Source organism: Specibacter sp. AOP5-B1-6, from assembly GCF_052376555.1.
GTDB lineage: Bacteria > Actinomycetota > Actinomycetes > Actinomycetales > Micrococcaceae > Specibacter.
On record NZ_JBQSVT010000001.1, the window covers coordinates 15,386 to 32,798 of the forward strand.

Below are 17,413 nucleotides of genomic sequence, written 5' to 3' on the forward strand. Positions count from 1 at the left end.
CAATTTTAAAGATCCCAAGCCAATCATGCCGGGGAAGGCTTTGATGAATGGTGTCAGTCCCGAATCTGGAAATCACACCGATTGACTTGCGAAATTAGATGCCGAGCATCTTCTTGATGTTGCGCACATCAGCCTTGGCGACCAGCAGGTCACCCTTCAGGCGGCGCTTCAAGCTGGAAGGCTTGTGCTCCAGGTAGTGGCGGCGGTTGGCCTGCTGGCGGCGCAGCTTGCCGGAACCAGTCAGCTTGAATCGCTTCTTGGCACCACTATGTGTCTTCATTTTAGGCATGAGGACCTGTCTCCTTACGTATCCACCGGCGCTGCCTGTGGTTCTCTTGCAGCGACTGGTTGGGTCACTGTGTGGGTGTATTCACCGCTGAAAAGGTGAGACCTTATTCAGCCGAGCTGGGGGTTTCAGCCGCCGGTGCGCTCTTTGCAGAGGCAGCCTTGGTGGCCGGTTTTGCTGCTGCCTTGGCTGCCGGCTTGGCCGCAGGCTTTGCAGCTGCGGGCTTGGCCATCGGCTTCGGCATGGGGATGGGCTTGGCGGTGACAGGCTTGGGCGCAGCGACCGGCTTCGGTGCTGCGGCCAGCTTGTCGGCAGCCTTGGCAACAGGTGCCTTGGCTGCGGGTGCCTTTGCCGGTGCGGGGGCTTTGGCAGCGGAAGCTGCCTTGGCGGGGGCTGCCTTGGGTGCCGCAGCCTTGACGGGTGCCTTGGCAGGGGCGACGGCGGGAGCCGGCGTTTCTGCCGGAGCGCTCACCTTGGGTGCAGCCGCAGTTGCGGGAGCTTCCGCAGTGGCCGTTTCCTTGGCTGCCTCGGCCGCGGGGGCGTCGGCTGCCGGAGCTTCGGTTGCCGGTGCTGCAGCGGACTTGGCTGCGTCGGCTGCGGGCGCCGCGGCGTCCTCGTTCAGGTGCAGTCCTTCGGGCAGCAAGTCAGCCAACGACTGGGTCATCGGCACCTTGTTGTCACGGTCAACGTCAACACGGGCGGTGCCATTGGCAACTGCTTCGTTGTGGGCCTTTGCGTCGGCGCGCTGCTGGTTGCGGCGGGCTTCGGCCTTGGCTTCAGCCTTGTTCTTCAACGGACCAATGACCATGACCATGTTGCGGCCGTCAATGCGGGGGCTCGATTCGATGACGCCGACCTCGGCGACCTCGGCAGCGAACTTCTGCAAAAGACGGATGCCCATTTCGGGGCGCTGCTGCTCACGGCCGCGGAACTGGATCATGGCCTTGACCTTGTCACCGGCACCGAGGAAGCGCACGGCATGCCCGCGCTTGGTCTCGTAATCGTGCTTGTCGATTTTGAGGCGGAAACGGATTTCCTTCAAAACGGTGTTGGTCTGGTTCTTGCGGGCTTCACGAGCCTTGACAGCGGCTTCGTACTTGTACTTGCCGAAGTCCATCAGTTTGCACACCGGCGGCTTGGCCGTCGGCGCTACCTCAACCAGATCCAAGTCGGACTCTGCTGCTAAACGAAGGGCATCCTCAATGCGGACAATCCCAACTTGTTCGCCTGCTGGCCCAACCAACCGCACCTCGGGGACGCGGATTCGATCATTGATGCGTGGCTCGCTAATGTGTAGCTCCTGTTGCATAAGAAAAGGTGAATGCCACCAGCAACGGAGAAGGCCCCCAATTTGCTGATGCAATGGAGGCCTCGAATGATCGGCGCGGCTCCCCCGAAACGGGGTTTGCCTGCCTTCCCGAACGGGGAAGGCGCCAACCTGAACCAGACAACGCCAATAATGGGTCGAAAGGTGGGAGAGGACTCCACTTGCAAACTCGCTGCTGCCGCAGTTCTTTGGCCTGTGATTTTCATCTTCAGGACGCACGATAAATAACAGCATCGAGTCGGTCTGTGACAAGCTTAGCAGCATGAGTACCCCAGATAATAATTCGGACACCCGCAACACGTTTCAGGCAGCCCCCGAGGAGGCCTTGACGGACACAGAAGCAGCCTCGGTGGTGCGAGACATCGCCGAAGTTCCGGCCATTGAAGTCATCACGACGGCGGCCGTTCACCTCATGAGCGCCGCCGCGGTGAAGTGCGGGCTGGCCGCCGGACCCGACGCCGAGGGACTGAAGGACCTGGACGAGGCCCGCAAGCTGATCACGGCCCTCGCCGGCTTCGTAACGGCGGCAGCACCGGAAATTGGCAGCCAGCACGCCGGACCGTTGCGCGACGGTCTGCGGTCGCTTCAGCTCGCCTTCCGCGAAGCCTCGGAATTCCCCGATGCACCGGGCAAGGGCCCGGGCGAGAAGTTCACCGGCGCGGTCAACTAAGCTCTTCCCCGCTCCCGCACCCGCACCCGCACCCGCACCAAATTCCAGTTTGCAGTTGTTGGACGTATATCACCGAAAAAACGTGATTTTCGTCCAACAACTGCAAACTGGATTTTTTATTGCCGTGAATCAGGCCTGCGGGTCCCGGCTGCGCAGCCGGATCTGGACTGAATCCACCGCTTGGGCAAAGTCTTCATTCGCGGCCCAGAATTCCTGCAGGCGCGCAAGCACGTCGTTGACGGCGGCTTGGTCGAGCCCGGGCAGCAGGGTCAGCGTGACACACAATTCAGGTCCCGTGCCGCCACCGGGAACCAAGCGTCCGGCCTGGTCACCGGCGGTGTCCCACCGGGAACCGATGCCCTGTCCGGCGTCGGCGGAAATACCGGCCACCAGGGGGTGGTCCAGGGCGGCCACGGAGAGTTCAAGCACCTCTGCAACCACCGGGTCCGCGTAGCTCGGACGCCAGTTCTGTTGTTGCGCGAGCGCCCACATGGCTGGCCTGCGGACCACGAACGGCCGTTGCGACCCTGGATCCACAACCAGCAGCTGCGCCTCCTCGGCCACGGCCGACAACGCGGCACGTGCGGCATAAACAGCCACGGGCCGCGCCTCCGGATGCCACCGGGTCAGCGCCTCGGCATGGGAAAAAGCCGGCAGCGCCCGTCGGCCGTCGGGGCCCTGCAACGTCACCAGCGCCATGTCCGACTCCTTGTCGGATGCCAGGCCGTTCTCCCCTATCGTCTGCTCCGCCAGCTGGGCCACGATGGGGATGAAGACGCGGGCGTGGGCCAGCGACGCGACGACCTGTGCTTCCGTCCCGTCTCCCGAGGCAAGCGCCGCCAAGGCGGCGGCATAGCCGGGGTCCATGGCGCCGTCGTCGGTGTCAAAGTTGTGGTACTTTTCCTGCGCGGGCAGGTCCCGGCCGGCCCAAGGCTGCCCGGCGGAATCGGTTGCGCCACCGGCTCCGGCCAGGGCTGCGGCGATATGTCCGGGCAGTGCCTTCTTGGGCAGCTCAGTCATGATTTAGCGGCGGCCTGCGACGTCGAGGGCCTGCGGCAGCGTGAACTGGCCGGAGTAGAGTGCCTTGCCGATGATGGCCCCCTCAACGCCCTCGCCGACGAGTTCGCGCAACACACGCAGGTCGTCAAGGCTGGAAATGCCGCCCGAAGCGACCACGGGCTTGGACGTGCGGGTGCACATTTCACGCAGCAGTTCCACGTTGGGCCCGCGCAGGGTGCCGTCCTTGGTGACGTCGGTGACGACGTACCGGGCACAGCCGGCGTCTTCAAGTCGCGCCAGCACTTCCCAGATGTCGCCGCCTTCCTTGGTCCAGCCGCGGCCGGCAAGTGTGGTGCCCCGCACGTCAAGGCCGACGGCGATCTTGTCGCCAAAGCGCTCGATGACCTTCGCTGTCCATTCCGGATTTTCAAGTGCCGCCGTGCCCAGGTTGACGCGGCCCACACCCAGTTCGAGGGCAGCTTCAAGGGATGCGTCGTCGCGGATGCCGCCGGAGAGCTCGACCTTGACGGTCAAGGCGGCGACCATTTCGCCCAGCAGGTGCACATTGGATCCCCGGCCGAAGGCGGCGTCAAGGTCTACCAGGTGCACCCATTCGGCGCCGTCGTTCTGCCAGTTCAGCGCCGCTTCAAGGGGCGAGCCGTAGCCGGTTTCCGAGCCTGCCTCGCCCTGCACGAGGCGCACTGCCTGTCCGTCGGCAACGTCCACGGCGGGCAGCAATTCCAAAATGGGGGTGGTCATGGGGTCCTCAACGTCGTTCGATCTGTGGATGTGAAACGGCAGCGGCACAGCTGGCTGCGGGCTTGCCGGGTGGAGCTAAAGCGTGAACAAATATGCTGCCACCAGCGACATCACGGCGAGCAGGGCGAAACTGATGGGGATCCACCGTGCGGTCTTCTGCTGGTAAAAGGTGTAGGCGCCGCCGATCAGCAGCCCTGCCAGTGCCATGAGCAGAAGCGACCACATTAGTGGGCCGCCTTTGCCAGCGAACCCACCCAGTTGCGCAACAGGCGTGCTCCTGCGTCACCGGATTTTTCCGGGTGGAACTGTGTTGCGCAGAGGGGTCCGTTTTCAATGGCGGCAATGAAGGGCGCACCGTGCTCGGACCAGGTCACCAGCGGCGGACGCATCTTTGGCTGGAGCACTTCGAAGTCCCAGGCCTGGACCCCGTAGGAATGCACAAAGTAGAAGCGTTCACTTTCAACACCCTCGAACAGCATGGAGCCTTCGGCTGATGTGACAGTGTTCCAGCCCATGTGCGGGACGACGTCGGCGGGCAGCAGTTCCACTGTGCCGGGCCACTCCCCCATGCCGTCCTCGTGAACGCCGTGCTCAACGCCGGCGTCGAAGAGGACCTGCATCCCCACGCAAATGCCCAGGACCGCACGTCCGCCTGCCACGCGGCGGCCGATCATCCGGAGCGCGTCAACGCTTTTCAGTTCTGTCATGACCGAGCCAAAGGCGCCCACGCCCGGAACAACCAGCCCGTCGGCGTTGAGCACGTCGTCGGGGTTGGCACTGAGTGTCACCGTTGCCCCGGCACGTTCCAAGGCCCGCACCGCCGAGCGGACATTGCCTGAACCGTAGTCAAGGACGGTGACCGTAGGTTGGTTTGCTGCAGCGTTCTCGGTGGCTCCGGAGCTCACAAAAGACCCTTCGTGGATGGAATGCCGCTGACGCGGGGGTCCGGTTCAACGGCCGAACGCAGCGCCCGGGCAAAGGCCTTGAACTGCGCCTCAACAATGTGGTGCGGGTCGCGGCCGGCAATGACCGTCATGTGCAGGCAGATCTGCGCGTGCAAGGTGATGGCTTCAAAGACGTGACGGGTCAGCGAACCCGTGAAGTGGCCGCCAATCAAGTGGTATTCCTGGCCGGCGGGCTCGCCGCCGTGCACCAGGTAGGGCCGGCCCGACAGGTCGACGACGGCATTGGCCAGCGCCTCATCCAAGGGCACGGTGGCCTCCCCGAAGCGGCGGATGCCGGCCTTGTTGCCCAGAGCTTCCTTCAGCACTTCACCAAGGGAGATCGCAACATCCTCGACCGTGTGGTGCGCGTCGATGTGGGTGTCGCCGGTGGCCTTGATGTTCATGTCGATCAAGGAGTGCTTGGACAGCGCCGTGAGCATGTGGTCGTAGAACGGCACCGACGTGTCGATGGTTGACGTGCCGGTCCCGTCGAGGTTGATCTCAACCATGACGCTCGACTCACTTGTCGCCCGCTCCAAACGGGCCGTTCGTCCCTGGCTGGGCGTCGTCTCAGTCATTGCAGCAGTCCTTTGATTTGTGGGCACCGTCCGGTACCCGTGTGGAGGGCAGGCTTGGGCGCGCGAACGATCCCCGGTGATTAACACCAGTTTAGAAGATAAGGCTTGGGAAAGCCCAAACAGTCCCGCAACAAGGCTTTATTCAACGCACGACGGCGTCAGGCAACCGTGCCTTGGGCGGCGAGAATGCTGCGGAGCCCGGTCAGGAACGCGCTGGTTTCAGCTTCCGTGCCGGCGGTGACGCGCAGATGGCCGGGTATGCCGACGTCGCGAATGAGAACACCCTTGGCCAGCAGCGCTTCCCACACCTCATGGGGGTTTTCCAGGCCGCCAAAGAAGACGAAGTTGGAGTCTGAGGGAGCGGGAGTCAGTCCCAGGCCGGTCAGTTCGGCGACAATGCGGTCGCGCTGGACCTTGATCTGCTCAACGTTGGCCAGCAGGGACGCTGAATTGCGCAGTGCGGCCACGGCTGTCGCCTGGGTGATGGCCGAGAGGTGGTAAGGCAGCCTGACCAGTCGCAGCGCGTCTGTGACTTCAGGGGCGGCGGCCATGTATCCCAGCCGGGCGCCGGCCATGGCGAAGGCCTTGCTCATGGTGCGTGAGACGACAAGGCGGGGGCGGCCTTGGAGGAGGTTCAAGGCGCTGGGCGTGCCTGCGTGGGAGAACTCCGTATAGGCCTCATCCACGATCACGATGGCCTGCGAGGCCTCCCCTGCTTCATAAACAGCTTTCACAACGTCCAGGCCCAGGGCGGTGCCGGTGGGGTTGTTCGGTGAGCACAAAAGAACAATGTTGGGCGCCTGCTCGCGAACCTGCTCGGCTGCCGACTCGGCGGACAGGCTGAAGTCGGGTGCCCGCTCTCCGGCGAGGTAACCGGTTCCGGTGCCGCTGGCCAGCAACGGGTACATGGAGTATGTGGGAGGGAAGCTCATTACGGTGCGTCCCGGACCGCCAAATGCCTGCAGCAGCTGTTGCAGGACCTCGTTTGAACCGTTCGCCGCCCACAGGTTGGTTTCACTGAGCCCGTGGCCCAGGTACGCCGCCAGTTCCTGGCGCAAGACGGTGAATTCCCTGTCCGGGTAGCGGTTCAGGCCGTCAAGCTCGGCCGCCACAGCCGCCAGGATGGCTTCCCGTGCGTCGGCGGGAACGCCAAAAGTATTTTCGTTGACGTTCAGCAGCACCGGCACGTCAATCTGGGGCGCACCGTAGGGGTGCTGTCCGCGCAGATCGTCGCGGAGCGGCAATTGGCCCAAGAGTTCAAACTCATCCATGGCACCAGCTTAATTGGTGACCGGTCCAAATGCCGAAACGCCGACACCATGCGGACACCTTGACAGCGGGTGCGGGGTTTGCGGGCTTCCGCGGCATAGCCAACGGGCGCTGCCACAACAGGCACTGCTTAGGGGGTGGAAGGCACTATTTGGGGAGCGGAACGTACAGGCGCTGACCGGCCTGCAGGACTCCGCTGCCCAGTTCATTGAGCGCCACAATCTCACTGACAACGTCACGAACGTCGCCATTTGGGTTTGAAGCGCTGGCAATGCTCCACAGATTGTCCCCGGGAAGGACCGTGACGGACACGGCGTAATCGGCCAGGTCCACAGCCGTGTACTCTGCGGAGGCCTGGGCCGGGGTGGCAATGGAGCCCAGCCCGATGGCCAAGGCTGCAAAAACCATGACGGCGGCGGTGACAATGGCTGGCACACCAAGGAGCACCAAACGGCCGCGGCGGGTCAACTGGATTCGGGCCTTGTCGCTGCCCTTCAGGTCCGTGTCGGGCCGGATCGGGCCGGGCTGGATTGGGTCGGGCTGGATCATTCCGCGCTTCGCAGATCCAAGCCTTGACGCACTGCCATTGACAGCACCGGCAGTGGCCGGCTGAAAGCGCCACGGTGCAGCATCACCGGCCGTCGAATTGTTTGCGTACCTGCTGCGGGTTCCTGCTGAGATAACCATTGCATTCATGATTTCTGGTCCTTTCGCCGTGGATCAAGATCCCTGGCCATCAACATCCATCGGATCAAATTTCCATGCTTTATATCTTCGATAGAGCGTATGTTCTAGTTAACTACTAGTACAGTTTTAGCACCTATGGACGACACTTGCCAAGGGCTGATAGAACAAATGTTTGAAATTGCTTCGATTGTGGCTTAAACTTGTAAAACAAGGATTGGCCGCTAGATGCAGTCCACCAGCAGGCACTGACATTGTTCAGGGCAGCCACGAAAGGACCCCGGAACCATGGCGCTTCCAGAACCTCCGCACCGCATCCCCCAGGCGCCCAGTCGCGCCGGAATGAAGGGGTTGACCGTCCGGCAAAAGAAGATCTTGGAGTGCATCCAGCGCTCCATCGCCGACAAGGGCTACCCGCCCTCAATGCGTGAAATTGGTGACTCGGTGGGGCTTGCCAGCCTGTCCAGCGTCACGCACCAGCTGAGCCAGCTTGAACGCCATGGCTACTTGCGCCGCGACCCCAAACGTCCCCGGGCCATGGAGGTCCTCATTCCGCTGGTGCTCGACAGCGGCAAGGTTGAGATTGAAGGCGTCAGTTCGCCTTCCAATCTGCGCAGCTCCAACGGCTTGAACTTTGCCGAACTCAGCAGCTCCTCGGACACGGCCTTTGTGCCTCTCGTCGGACGCATCGCGGCTGGCGGGCCCATCTTGGCCGACCAGTCGGTTGATGACATCATGCCGCTGCCCCGGCAGATTGTGGGCAGCGGCGAGCTGTTCATGCTCAGGGTTCAGGGTGACTCCATGATTGACGCTGCCATCTGCGATGGCGACTGGGTGGTGGTGCGCCAGCAAAACACGGCCAACAATGGCGACATCGTTGCTGCGCTCCTTGAAGACGAGGCCACTGTAAAGACCTTTCGGCAACGGGACGGCCACACCTGGCTGCTGCCCCAGAACACGCGCTATGAGCCCATCCTCGGCGACCACGCAACCATCATGGGCAAGGTTGTCTCGGTGCTCCGCAGCCTCTAGCACCAGCCCTGCCGACAGTGCGGCGCCCCAGCCAAGTGGCCGGGGCGCCGCACTGTTCAGTCTTGTTTTGGGCAGCGTGACTTTGCTGTGCCGCTGGCCCGCAGTGGGAGGCCAGGTTATTCGTGTGGGATCCGGAGCTGGCCGTGATCAGCTGAACCAAGAATCCGGTTGCTGCCGGACTACGCTTGATTTTCGCGAAGCCACTCGGATGCTGTAGCGGCGGCCGCTGAGATCTCAGGCCCTGGCCGTCCGGAGACGATCAGGAAACCCACTTGCTGAAGACGAAAAAGTATTTCGTCAAATCAAAGCCCGCTCGACTTGATCAGCGGAAGCAGTCAGGGCGAGCTTCTCCCAGCCGTGCCAGACTCCCAAACTGGCGAGGCCAGTCGATCGATCACTCTCAGAGGACAAATCCCAGTCCAGGACGCCGGCTGGCCGCCCTTGATCCCAAAGGACGTTATGGCCTCCCAAGTCCCCATGGGTACGACATTTGACCCTGACGCAGCGTAAGGCTTTAGCGTGGGGCACATGACAATCAATGTATTGAACACCTCACATGGAATGAGCACTGTGCTGGCCGCCGACGAGGCCAACCGTCCGGAACTACTGCGAAGCATGCTTGCTCCGATGCAAAACATGTTCCGGTATTTCCCTGGTGAAGTCGACCTCGTGCAAATGCATGCGAGGAGCTTTGGATTCCCGCTCAATCGGCGGACAGACGAGGTGCGTGCTGCCCTCAAACTCTTGCAGTCGGCGGATGCGTGGATCCGGATCGAGGGTGCCCTGGCCGACGCCGTCGAGGTTCAGAAGCTCGCCATTCCCGGTATCCAGATCCCCGACATCACATTCCTTCTGGTCCTGGGCGACCCTGACGATGGATATTTCATGGGACCCGCGCGGGGGTTCAGCGGAAATGGCAGTGCCACGGGTTTCATCTCATTTACCCTTTGGCCAACGACGGAAAATCTTGAACGACTGGAGGCGGCAGCTGTCCACGAGCTGAACCACAACTTGAGATACGCACCAGGCGGGGTCATATGGGATCCAAAAATGGTCGCCGTTGGCGAACTAATCGTTTCAGAGGGACTTGCTGACGCATTTTCGCGGCAGCTGTACGGTCCGGCCGGTTACACCCCGATAGGTGTCCCCCACCTCAGCAGTGAGACAGTTTTCGAAAAGGTCGTTTCCGGACTGGACGTCCAAGGCATGCAACACTTCACGGCGTGGGTGCATGGCGATGAGGCAGCCAGCCGATTTGGCACTGACCCCGTCGGTGTTCCCACAGGAGCCGGATACGCGGTCGGCAACCGCCTGGTGGATGCCTACCTTGCCGCTACCGGCAAAAGCGCGGCCGAGGCGCTCCACGCACCCGCTGCTGAACTTGTAAGGGTTGCCCTCAATCCGAGCTAAGTGACGCTACTCCCAGGCTGCCGTGTCAGGTTCGATTCCCTTGGCCCGTGCATGGGCATCGATAACCAGTTTCATCCACTCGGCAAGTCCTGGTTCGAATTGATCGTAGTACTCGGTGAATCCGGCCTCGGCGACGTATCTGCGGGCCATGAGCACCTGCATGGACAGAGTGCAGTGGAAGTACTCGCCCATGGCGGCCCGGTGATCCTCCGCCAGGACGTTCGCCGCGTCGCTTCCGGGGATCACGCCCCCGCGCTTCGCCAATGCGAAAGCGTCCGTCACCTCCTGCATTGGTGCGACAGCGCGCTGCCAATCGTCAGCGGTCCGCAATGCTGAACGCTCCGCGTACTCTGCCCACTGCGCGGAGTCGCCCCACTGCTCACGTGCGGAGGGACCCCATGCTGGGTCCCAACTGGCTCCGAACGCATCCTGCTGCTCCGCAGCCGAAAGCAACACCCCCACCTCGTCTGCTTTGAGCATGCGGGCCACAGTGGCCTCGACGGACTGCAAGTGGCGAATCTTGGCTTTCAATTCCTCCTGGCGGAGCTTCATTTCAAGCCGCCGATCGGCGGCAGTGGCGTTGAGCAAGGCTGGTATTTTTCGCAGCGGCACCCCGAGGTCACGGAGCAATTGGACTCGTCGCAGCCGGGCGACATCCGCGGGAAGGTACTCTCGATATCCGCCCAAGGTCCGTCCCGACGGTGAGGCTATTCCCAACTGGTCCCAATGATGAAGCGTTCGAATGCTCAAACACAATTTTCGAGCGACGGCTCCCACCGTTTCGGCAGATTCGCGATCAGAGACATCCATTCCACAATTATGGTCTCTCCGATCAGTTGGTACCGCATCGATGCACTCCACAGCTCGAAGGCTGTCGAGCATGCGGCAAGCCACGTTCCCAGCGTGTGGATGAATTCATTTACTGGGAATGAGGCCCGCCTCGAGGGTGCAGTTCGCGCGCACCTTCCGCGCCGCGACGCGTCTCCTCGGCAATCTCGATGAGGCGCTCGATCACCGTGCGGGTACTCACCCGGGCTCGTGCTTCAGGCCTGGTCAGGATGTCGATGTGCCGTCCGATGTCGAGCCCCTCGATCGGGCGCAGCACCACTTGGCCTCGGAAGTGGGGCGCCAGTCCGGTGTAGCGCGGCAGTAGGCCAACGGCGCGAGTCTTGGCGACAATTGCCGCCACCATGTTGAACTCGTTCACCCGGTGCGTAATCTGGATCGGGGTGCCCGCGGCTGCAAACATTGCCTGGACGCTGAGCGGTTCCAGCGCAAACCCCTCCTGCGCTGCCACCCAGGTTTCTTTCACGAGATCAGCCAGGCGCACCGTCTGATGATCAGCCAGTGGATGGTCACGGTGAATGGCCACGTCGATCGGTTCTTGCAGCACTGGCGTGACATGCACCCTGCGGGTGGGCCAGGGGTTGGATGTCAGCGGACGGTGGGCGATCACAACGTCGTGATCGCCCACCAATTCCACGAACTCGTTGACCGATACGTCCTCGTCCCTGCAACGCACCCTTGGTCCATCGGGATCATTGAGGCTCCTCCCGATAAGCTCCGGAAGCCAGGCCAGACCAGCGCTGTGAAAAGCGGTGACTGAAACGATCTCGTGTCGCCCCAGAAGATACCCGGTGACGGAGCTCTCTGCGCGGGCGAGGGATTCCAGGACTTCGCCCCCGGCATCTGCGAGCCGTTCGCCCGCTGGTGTGAGTATCAGTACCCGGCCCCGCTGTTCGGTGAGGGGGATTGGCACTCCCCGTTGCAGGGAGGCGAGCTGCTGGGACACCGCTGACGGGGAAAGGTGCAGTGCCTGTGCCACTGCGGTGACAGATCCACGGTCCCTGAGTTCGCGCAACGTTCGAAGATGATGAACTTCCATGAAGCTCACCTTACGGGATATTGAAGACAGTGCCTGTTGTTCTGCATGGATAGTTGTCAGTACGGTAAAAGAATGTCCTTCACATCCGTCTCCACGCGTCGCCTGCTTCCCGACGCAGTACTCCTGATCGTGGCAATTATGTGGGGAGGAAGCTATCTGGCCGCCCAAGACCTGGCGGTGGCGTCATCTGCGGCGGCGGTGATGTGTGCTCGTTTCGTTCCTTCTGCGGCAATCCTGCTGGTGCTGCATTTTGCCCGGGCAAATAATCGGCTCCGCGATTCAGCATTTCCCGGCATGCTGCTGGGCACACTTCGGGCGGCCACCATCGCGCTGGAAACCATCGGCGTCACGCTCACGAGTGCCACCAACGCCGGCCTCATCATCGCCCTGTCCATACTTCTCACTCCGATACTGGAATCCGCACTCACCAAAAGACGGCTCTCCCCTGCCCTGATCGGAAGCATCCTGCTTGCCCTCATCGGCATCACGCTGCTCGTCGGCGGACAAGGTTTCTCCGGCGTCAACCTCGGCGACGGGCTCATGCTCGTTGCGGCAGCAACACGGGCCCTGCTGGGTGTTGCCGAGGCGCACTTTACGGTGAACAAAAATGCCGATGTGCTGGGACTAACCACCGTTGAGATCGCGTTTGGCGCGGTCATATTCGCAGCCTGGGGCGGAAACTCACTGCTGGAGCATCTTCCCAGCTTCAGTGTCGCGAACTGGCTCACCATCGCCTATTTGTGTCTCGGCTGCACGATCCTGGCTTTTCTTGGACAGCTCTGGGCCACAAAGCACACCTCCGCTTCACGCGCAGGCATGCTTCTCGGCACGGAACCCGGATGGGCCCTTCTCGTGGGCGTGCTCCTTGCCGGAGACAGAATTGGCGTCCTTGGATACCTGGGCGCTGCAGTGCTCCTCGTCGCAACGTGGTGGGGCGCACGTGCCGAACAGCGTTGGCGCAGGGGTGGTTTGGCCCAGCAGAATAACTCCGCGCCTGCGGCGGGGGACCCGGCCATCAGCGCCAACCTCCCACATTGATCCGGCGCCTCAAATCCGACAGTTCTGTCCAGACTTCTCCGAAAAGAATGCGGATCCCATGCGCCGAAAAAAGGAACGCACTTGGTGAGTCCGGTGACCACCACAGCTGCGGGATCTGTCGGGGCCCAGCCTGAAACATCCAGGCGCAGCCGGTCCGAAATTACCGTCCGTCCAGCGAGTGCGTCCCGTGATATGCCATCGTGGCGATAGCCCAGCCTGCGTGATACGGCTTGCGAACCCGCGTTGCTCTGGAAAGCCTCGGTCAACGCGCTGGCGGCACCCAGCCTGTCAAACGCAAGACTCAGCAAAGCCGATCGGGCCTCGGTGCCCATGCCCTGCCGGTGAAATTCGCGGCCCAGCCATGATTCTGTCTTTACTTCACGCAGTACCGGAAAATTGCGGGCCTTCAGCGTGACCATGCCCACTGGCTGGGCTCCGCGGAACACGCCGAATTCCAAAGCCCAGTCTTCGACACGCCAGGCCCCCCTCCGGCTCCCATGCTGCTGCATCACGTGGAGCGCCCGCTCACGCCCGGGCAGTTCCGTCCACGGCGTTAAAAAGGGTTGTTCGCCAACATCATGAACGCCGTCGCTGGCCACTCCGGCCAGCTCGGCCAGCGCCACGTCGTTGGGGACGCGGAGCTCCAGGTGCTTGGTTGCAAGCCGCAGTTGCGCGCGTGGCCAGTAATCATTCAATATCCCGCCAGTATGGCACGGAGATCCGCCTGCTCGAACCCGAGCACCGGCCTGCTACTTGCCGGAGAGCCTTGTCAGTGCCGAGAGTGCCACAGCCCTGTCTTTGGTGGCCCAGAACGGTGGCAGTGCCGCCCGCAGGAAGCCGCCGTAGCTGGCGTTCGCCAGCCGGGAGTCAAGCACGGCCACCACTCCCCTGTCTTCACTTGAACGAATTAGGCGCCCCACACCCTGCGCCAGGCGCACAGCCGCGTGCGTGGCCGAGATGGCGATAAAGCCGTCGCCGCCACTTTGTGCCACGGCCCGTGCCCTGGCCGTCACCAGCGGGTCATCCGGGCGGGGGAACGGAATCCTGTCAATGACGACAAGTCTGCAGGAGGCGCCCTGCACGTCAACGCCCTGCCACAGGGACATGGTTCCGAACAGGCAGGTGTCTGGTTCGTCGGCAAACTCCTTGATCAGTCCTGCCATGGATGAATCGCCCTGGCACAGAATCTTCACCTTGAGCTTCTTGCGCAATTTTTCGGCCGCATCCTCCGCTGCCCGCCGGGAGGAAAACAATGCCAGCGTGCCGCCACCGGCAGCCGTGATCAGGGCCGCCAGTTCATCGAGCTGTTCCGGTGACATCCCAAATCCAGGCTTTTGCAGATGCGCCGCCACGTACAACATGCCCTGCTTCGGGTAGTCAAAGGGTGAACCTACGTCAGCCCCCGACCAGCTGGGTGCACTTGGGCCCAGAAGTCCCAGGCCTCCTGCGGTCGATTGAAACGACTCCCCAATGGCCAGCGTGGCCGAGGTAAGCACCACAGTCCGGTCCGCAAACAAGCCTTCGCGCAGTTTCATGGCCACGCTCAGTGGTGCGATGTTGATGACGGCCGGTTCGCTTGCATCGGCCTTTTGATAGCCTTTGCCCGGTGCAAACGTGCCGGGCCGGGACGCCCATACGACTTCCCTGGCATCGTTCGCCGCCAACAGTCGCTCACACAGGTCGAAGATCAGGTTCAGGCGAGACCTGGCAATCGACCGTCCACCATCTGCCGCGGCGCTTCCTTCCGGCTTTGAATCAGACAGTGCCGCCCGGACAGCGTCGCGCACCTGACCGATGACCTGGCTTTGGGCGTCATTGAGCCCGTTGGGCAGCAACCCTTCCGGGGCTCCTGCGAACACCAGATCAAGGGCTGCAGCACTGGCGTGCAGCGCGTCAACCGAAACACCTGTGTGCTTGCGGGTGCTCGAGGCAGCCGCCTGAACCATTTGAACCGACAGCTGGCCGGTCACAGCACCTGTCACCCGGTCTTGGAGCTCATGGGCCTCGTCCACCACCACCAGGTCGTAATCGGGCAGGACGGCGATGCCTTCAAAGGCGCTGATGGCCAGCATGGCGTGGTTGGTGACCACAATGTCCGCTTCGGCCCCACGGGCGCGGGCCAGTTCGGAGAAGCACTCGGTGGCCAGTGGACACTTCTGGGCCCCCAGGCACTCCATGGACGTGACGGAGACCTGCCGCCATGCCTTGTCGGTGACGCCGGGAACAAGTTCGTCCCGGTCCCCGGTTTTGGAGTCCTGCGCCCATTGGCGCAACCGCACAACTTCCTTGCCCAGCTGGGATGTGGGACCGGAGCTCGCCCCCGGAAGGTGGGCAACGCTGGTGTCTTCGCCCAGATTGAACAAGGCGCCTTCACCGGTGTCTTCGGTGGGGAACCCACCACCCAATTTGTGTTTGCAGACGTAGTTGCTGCGCCCCTTGACCAGTGCCACGTCAATGGCGCGCGGCAACACCGGTGCCAGGGCAGCCAACAGCCTGGGCACGTCGCGGCCCACAATCTGGGCCTGCAGAGCCAGGGTTGCGGTGGCCACAACAGCCGGTTTGTCGCTCGTGAGGGCGTTGACGATCAACGGAATCAGGTAGGCAAGCGACTTTCCGGTGCCGGTGCCGGCCTGCACCAGCAGGTGGTCGCCACTTTCAATGGCTGTGACCACCCGCCGGACCATTTCGTGCTGTCCGTCGCGGCGTTGGCCGCCCATGGATTCAACTGCCCGGTCCAAAAGATCAAGTGCCTGCTGTGACAATTCGCTCTCAGGCATGCTGGACAAACGGTTCAACCTCTGCAGCCAGATCCTCGCGGACGCGAACATTGGCCAGTGTCCCGTGCTCGCCATGTTCGAGGCTGACAATCTCGGCATCACTGCGATGCAGCTTGTTCAGCACGTCCCCGCGCTCGTAGGGAATCAAGAGTGTCAGGTTCACGCTTGGGTGCGGAATGGCCTCGCTGATGGCCTCCAGCAGTTCGTCGATGCCTTGGCCGGTTCGTGCGGACACCACAACTGTGCGGGGTTCGTGCTGGCGCAGCCGTTCAACCACGAACGGGTCGGCGATGTCGGCCTTGTTCAAGATGATGATTTCGGGGATTTGCAGCGCCCCCACTTCAGCGAACACCGTCCGCACGGCCGAGATCTGGCCTTCCGGATCGGGGTGTGAGGCATCCACAATGTGCAGGATCAGGTCGGCGTCGGCCACTTCTTCAAGCGTTGAGCGGAAGGCCTCAACCAATTGGGTTGGCAGTGAGCGCACAAATCCAACGGTGTCGACAAGGGTGTAGCCCAGTCCATCCGAGGTCTCAGTCTTGCGCACAGTGGGGTCAAGGGTGGCGAACAGCGCGTTCTCCACCAGCACACCGGCGTCCGTGAGGCGGTTCAGCAACGAGGACTTGCCGGCATTGGTGTAGCCGGCGATGGCTACCGAGGGCACATTGTTGCGCTTGCGGTTGGCTCGCTTGGTTTCGCGGGCCGGGCGCATGGCGGCAATTTCCCGGCGCAGTTTGGCCATCCGGGTGCGGATTTTGCGCCTGTCCAGTTCCATCTTCGTTTCGCCTGGACCACGGGAGCCAATGCCGCCACCGGCGGCACCCACCCGTCCACCGGCCTGGCGCGACATGGATTCGCCCCAGCCGCGCAGTCGCGGCAGGAGGTACTCCATCTGTGCCAGCTCAACCTGGGCACGGCCTTCGCGGGACTGGGCGTGCTGGGCAAAAATATCCAGGATCAACGCGGTGCGGTCAATGACCTTGACCTTGACAACTTCTTCCAGGGTGCGGCGCTGGGACGGTGCGAGGTCGCCGTCAATGATGACGGTGTCCGCACCTGTGGCATACACAATTTCCTTGAGCTCCTGGGCCTTGCCTTGGCCCAGGAAGGTGGCGGGGTCGGGCTTGGCACGGCGTTGGACGAGCCCGTCGAGGACTTCCGAGCCGGCTGTTTCAGCCAATGCGGCCAATTCTCGCAGCGAGTTCTCGGCATCAGCCATGGTCCCCTGGGACCACAGCCCCGCCAGAACCACCCGTTCCAGACGCAACTGGCGGTATTCAACTTCGGAGACATCTTCAAGTTCGGTGGACAGGCTGGCGCGGCGGCGCAGCGCATTGCGCTCCGCCAGTTCGGACTGGTCGCCGTCAAATTGGCTGTGCTGGAAATCCAGGGATGAAACTGCCTGGGCGTGCCCGGTCAGCGGCCGTGCAGAAGGCGTACCCTCATGGGGATCCTGGGCTTCACTGTCTTCGTCGGCACGCACAGCACGGCCGGCGGCCGCGTCCTTGGCCAGGATCCGGTCAATCACGGCCTCAATCTCGGCCACTGACAATTCCTGGTCGGGCTGGCCGGAGCCCGGTGTTGTCCCGTTCCCGCCGCTCGTGGGCAGGTTGTTGTCGTCGGAACCATGGTGTGCAGATGCGTTGGACATGTTCTCCTTATAGGCGCTTACCCTCAATCGTAGTCCGGCCCGCCCACACGCACACCTTCGGGGGCCAATTTCCTGTGGATAAACCGTCCCGCGCATGGGTGGGC

Annotated in this window: 18 protein-coding genes and 1 pseudogene; 4 read left to right on the forward strand and 15 right to left on the reverse strand. The window is 62.5% G+C overall.

Going from position 1 to position 17,413, the window contains the following annotated elements; genetic code table 11:
* Positions 1 to 94 precede the first annotated feature (94 nt).
* Complete coding sequence (gene rpmI, locus ACT3TS_RS00080) at positions 95 to 289, reverse strand: 50S ribosomal protein L35 (protein WP_038467906.1); 195 nt, start codon at positions 287 to 289, stop codon at positions 95 to 97.
* Positions 290 to 392: 103 nt separating this feature from the next.
* Positions 393 to 1,595 (reverse strand): translation initiation factor IF-3, encoded by a 1,203-nt coding sequence (infC, locus tag ACT3TS_RS00085; RefSeq protein ID WP_444529455.1) that lies wholly within the window; start codon positions 1,593 to 1,595, stop codon positions 393 to 395.
* Between the two features lie 280 nt (positions 1,596 to 1,875).
* Between infC and ACT3TS_RS00090 the strand changes: the two genes are divergently transcribed.
* Entirely contained in the window at positions 1,876 to 2,283 is a 408-nt protein-coding gene (locus tag ACT3TS_RS00090; protein ID WP_444529456.1) for a DUF1844 domain-containing protein, read from the forward strand.
* Positions 2,284 to 2,412: 129 nt separating this feature from the next.
* Here ACT3TS_RS00090 and ACT3TS_RS00095 read toward each other — a convergent pair whose 3' ends face one another.
* The 7 genes from ACT3TS_RS00095 to ACT3TS_RS00125 all read right to left on the reverse strand — a co-directional run bounded on the left by ACT3TS_RS00095 (position 2,413) and on the right by ACT3TS_RS00125 (position 7,528).
* Positions 2,413 to 3,303, reverse strand: a complete 891-nt coding sequence (locus tag ACT3TS_RS00095; RefSeq protein ID WP_444529457.1) for an SseB family protein — start codon at positions 3,301 to 3,303, stop codon at positions 2,413 to 2,415.
* A gap of 3 nt (positions 3,304 to 3,306) precedes the next feature.
* Positions 3,307 to 4,041: a bifunctional 1-(5-phosphoribosyl)-5-((5-phosphoribosylamino)methylideneamino)imidazole-4-carboxamide isomerase/phosphoribosylanthranilate isomerase PriA gene (priA, locus tag ACT3TS_RS00100; protein WP_444529458.1), complete on the reverse strand. Its 735-nt coding sequence runs from the start codon at positions 4,039 to 4,041 to the stop codon at positions 3,307 to 3,309.
* Positions 4,042 to 4,116: 75 nt separating this feature from the next.
* Positions 4,117 to 4,266, reverse strand: a complete 150-nt coding sequence (locus ACT3TS_RS00105) for a hypothetical protein (RefSeq protein ID WP_444529459.1) — start codon at positions 4,264 to 4,266, stop codon at positions 4,117 to 4,119.
* Entirely contained in the window at positions 4,266 to 4,946 is a 681-nt protein-coding gene (hisH, locus tag ACT3TS_RS00110; RefSeq protein WP_444529460.1) for an imidazole glycerol phosphate synthase subunit HisH, read from the reverse strand. Before hisH ends, ACT3TS_RS00105 begins: the two co-directional genes overlap by 1 nt.
* The gene (hisB, locus tag ACT3TS_RS00115; RefSeq protein WP_444529461.1) at positions 4,943 to 5,563 is read right to left on the reverse strand and encodes an imidazoleglycerol-phosphate dehydratase HisB; all 621 of its coding nucleotides are present in this window, start codon (positions 5,561 to 5,563) and stop codon (positions 4,943 to 4,945) included. The genes hisH and hisB overlap by 4 nt, the downstream gene beginning before the upstream one ends.
* Positions 5,564 to 5,721: 158 nt before the next feature.
* Positions 5,722 to 6,834: a histidinol-phosphate transaminase gene (locus ACT3TS_RS00120; RefSeq protein ID WP_444529462.1), complete on the reverse strand. Its 1,113-nt coding sequence runs from the start codon at positions 6,832 to 6,834 to the stop codon at positions 5,722 to 5,724.
* Positions 6,835 to 6,979: 145 nt separating this feature from the next.
* A complete protein-coding gene (locus ACT3TS_RS00125) occupies positions 6,980 to 7,528 on the reverse strand; it encodes a LysM peptidoglycan-binding domain-containing protein (RefSeq protein WP_444529463.1) in 549 nt (182 codons plus the stop codon).
* A gap of 276 nt (positions 7,529 to 7,804) precedes the next feature.
* Between ACT3TS_RS00125 and lexA the strand changes: the two genes are divergently transcribed.
* Positions 7,805 to 8,548 carry a transcriptional repressor LexA gene (gene lexA / locus ACT3TS_RS00130; protein WP_444529464.1) on the forward strand — a complete coding sequence of 248 codons (744 nt, stop codon included), beginning with the start codon at positions 7,805 to 7,807 and terminating at the stop codon, positions 8,546 to 8,548.
* A 297-nt stretch (positions 8,549 to 8,845) separates the two neighbouring features.
* On the opposite strand, the gene ACT3TS_RS00135 is transcribed toward lexA, so the two are convergent.
* Positions 8,846 to 9,076, reverse strand: coding sequence for a phosphotransferase (locus ACT3TS_RS00135; protein WP_444529465.1), 231 nt, complete (start codon positions 9,074 to 9,076; stop codon positions 8,846 to 8,848).
* On the opposite strand from ACT3TS_RS00135, the gene ACT3TS_RS00140 reads away from it, so the two are divergent.
* Positions 9,077 to 9,958, forward strand: coding sequence for a DUF2268 domain-containing protein (locus tag ACT3TS_RS00140; protein ID WP_444529466.1), 882 nt, complete (start codon positions 9,077 to 9,079; stop codon positions 9,956 to 9,958).
* Positions 9,959 to 9,964: 6 nt separating this feature from the next.
* On the opposite strand, the gene ACT3TS_RS00145 is transcribed toward ACT3TS_RS00140, so the two are convergent.
* Complete coding sequence (locus ACT3TS_RS00145; protein ID WP_444529467.1) at positions 9,965 to 10,768, reverse strand: MerR family transcriptional regulator; 804 nt, start codon at positions 10,766 to 10,768, stop codon at positions 9,965 to 9,967.
* A gap of 109 nt (positions 10,769 to 10,877) precedes the next feature.
* Entirely contained in the window at positions 10,878 to 11,843 is a 966-nt protein-coding gene (locus tag ACT3TS_RS00150; RefSeq protein ID WP_444529468.1) for a LysR family transcriptional regulator, read from the reverse strand.
* A gap of 72 nt (positions 11,844 to 11,915) precedes the next feature.
* Here ACT3TS_RS00150 and ACT3TS_RS00155 point away from each other — a divergent pair, with 72 nt between their 5' ends.
* Positions 11,916 to 12,881 (forward strand): DMT family transporter, encoded by a 966-nt coding sequence (locus ACT3TS_RS00155; RefSeq protein WP_444529469.1) that lies wholly within the window; start codon positions 11,916 to 11,918, stop codon positions 12,879 to 12,881.
* 215 nt (positions 12,882 to 13,096) lie between these two features.
* Here the strand turns inward: ACT3TS_RS00155 and ACT3TS_RS00160 are convergent.
* The 3 genes and pseudogenes from ACT3TS_RS00160 to hflX form a co-directional block, all read right to left on the reverse strand.
* A pseudogene (locus tag ACT3TS_RS00160) lies at positions 13,097 to 13,504 on the reverse strand (GNAT family N-acetyltransferase); the annotation flags it as partial.
* Between the two features lie 126 nt (positions 13,505 to 13,630).
* On the reverse strand, positions 13,631 to 15,658 hold the full coding sequence (locus tag ACT3TS_RS00165) for an ATP-dependent DNA helicase (RefSeq protein ID WP_444529470.1): 2,028 nt from the start codon (positions 15,656 to 15,658) through the stop codon (positions 13,631 to 13,633).
* Positions 15,651 to 17,309: a GTPase HflX gene (gene hflX, locus ACT3TS_RS00170; protein ID WP_444529471.1), complete on the reverse strand. Its 1,659-nt coding sequence runs from the start codon at positions 17,307 to 17,309 to the stop codon at positions 15,651 to 15,653. Before hflX ends, ACT3TS_RS00165 begins: the two co-directional genes overlap by 8 nt.
* Positions 17,310 to 17,413 lie beyond the last annotated feature (104 nt).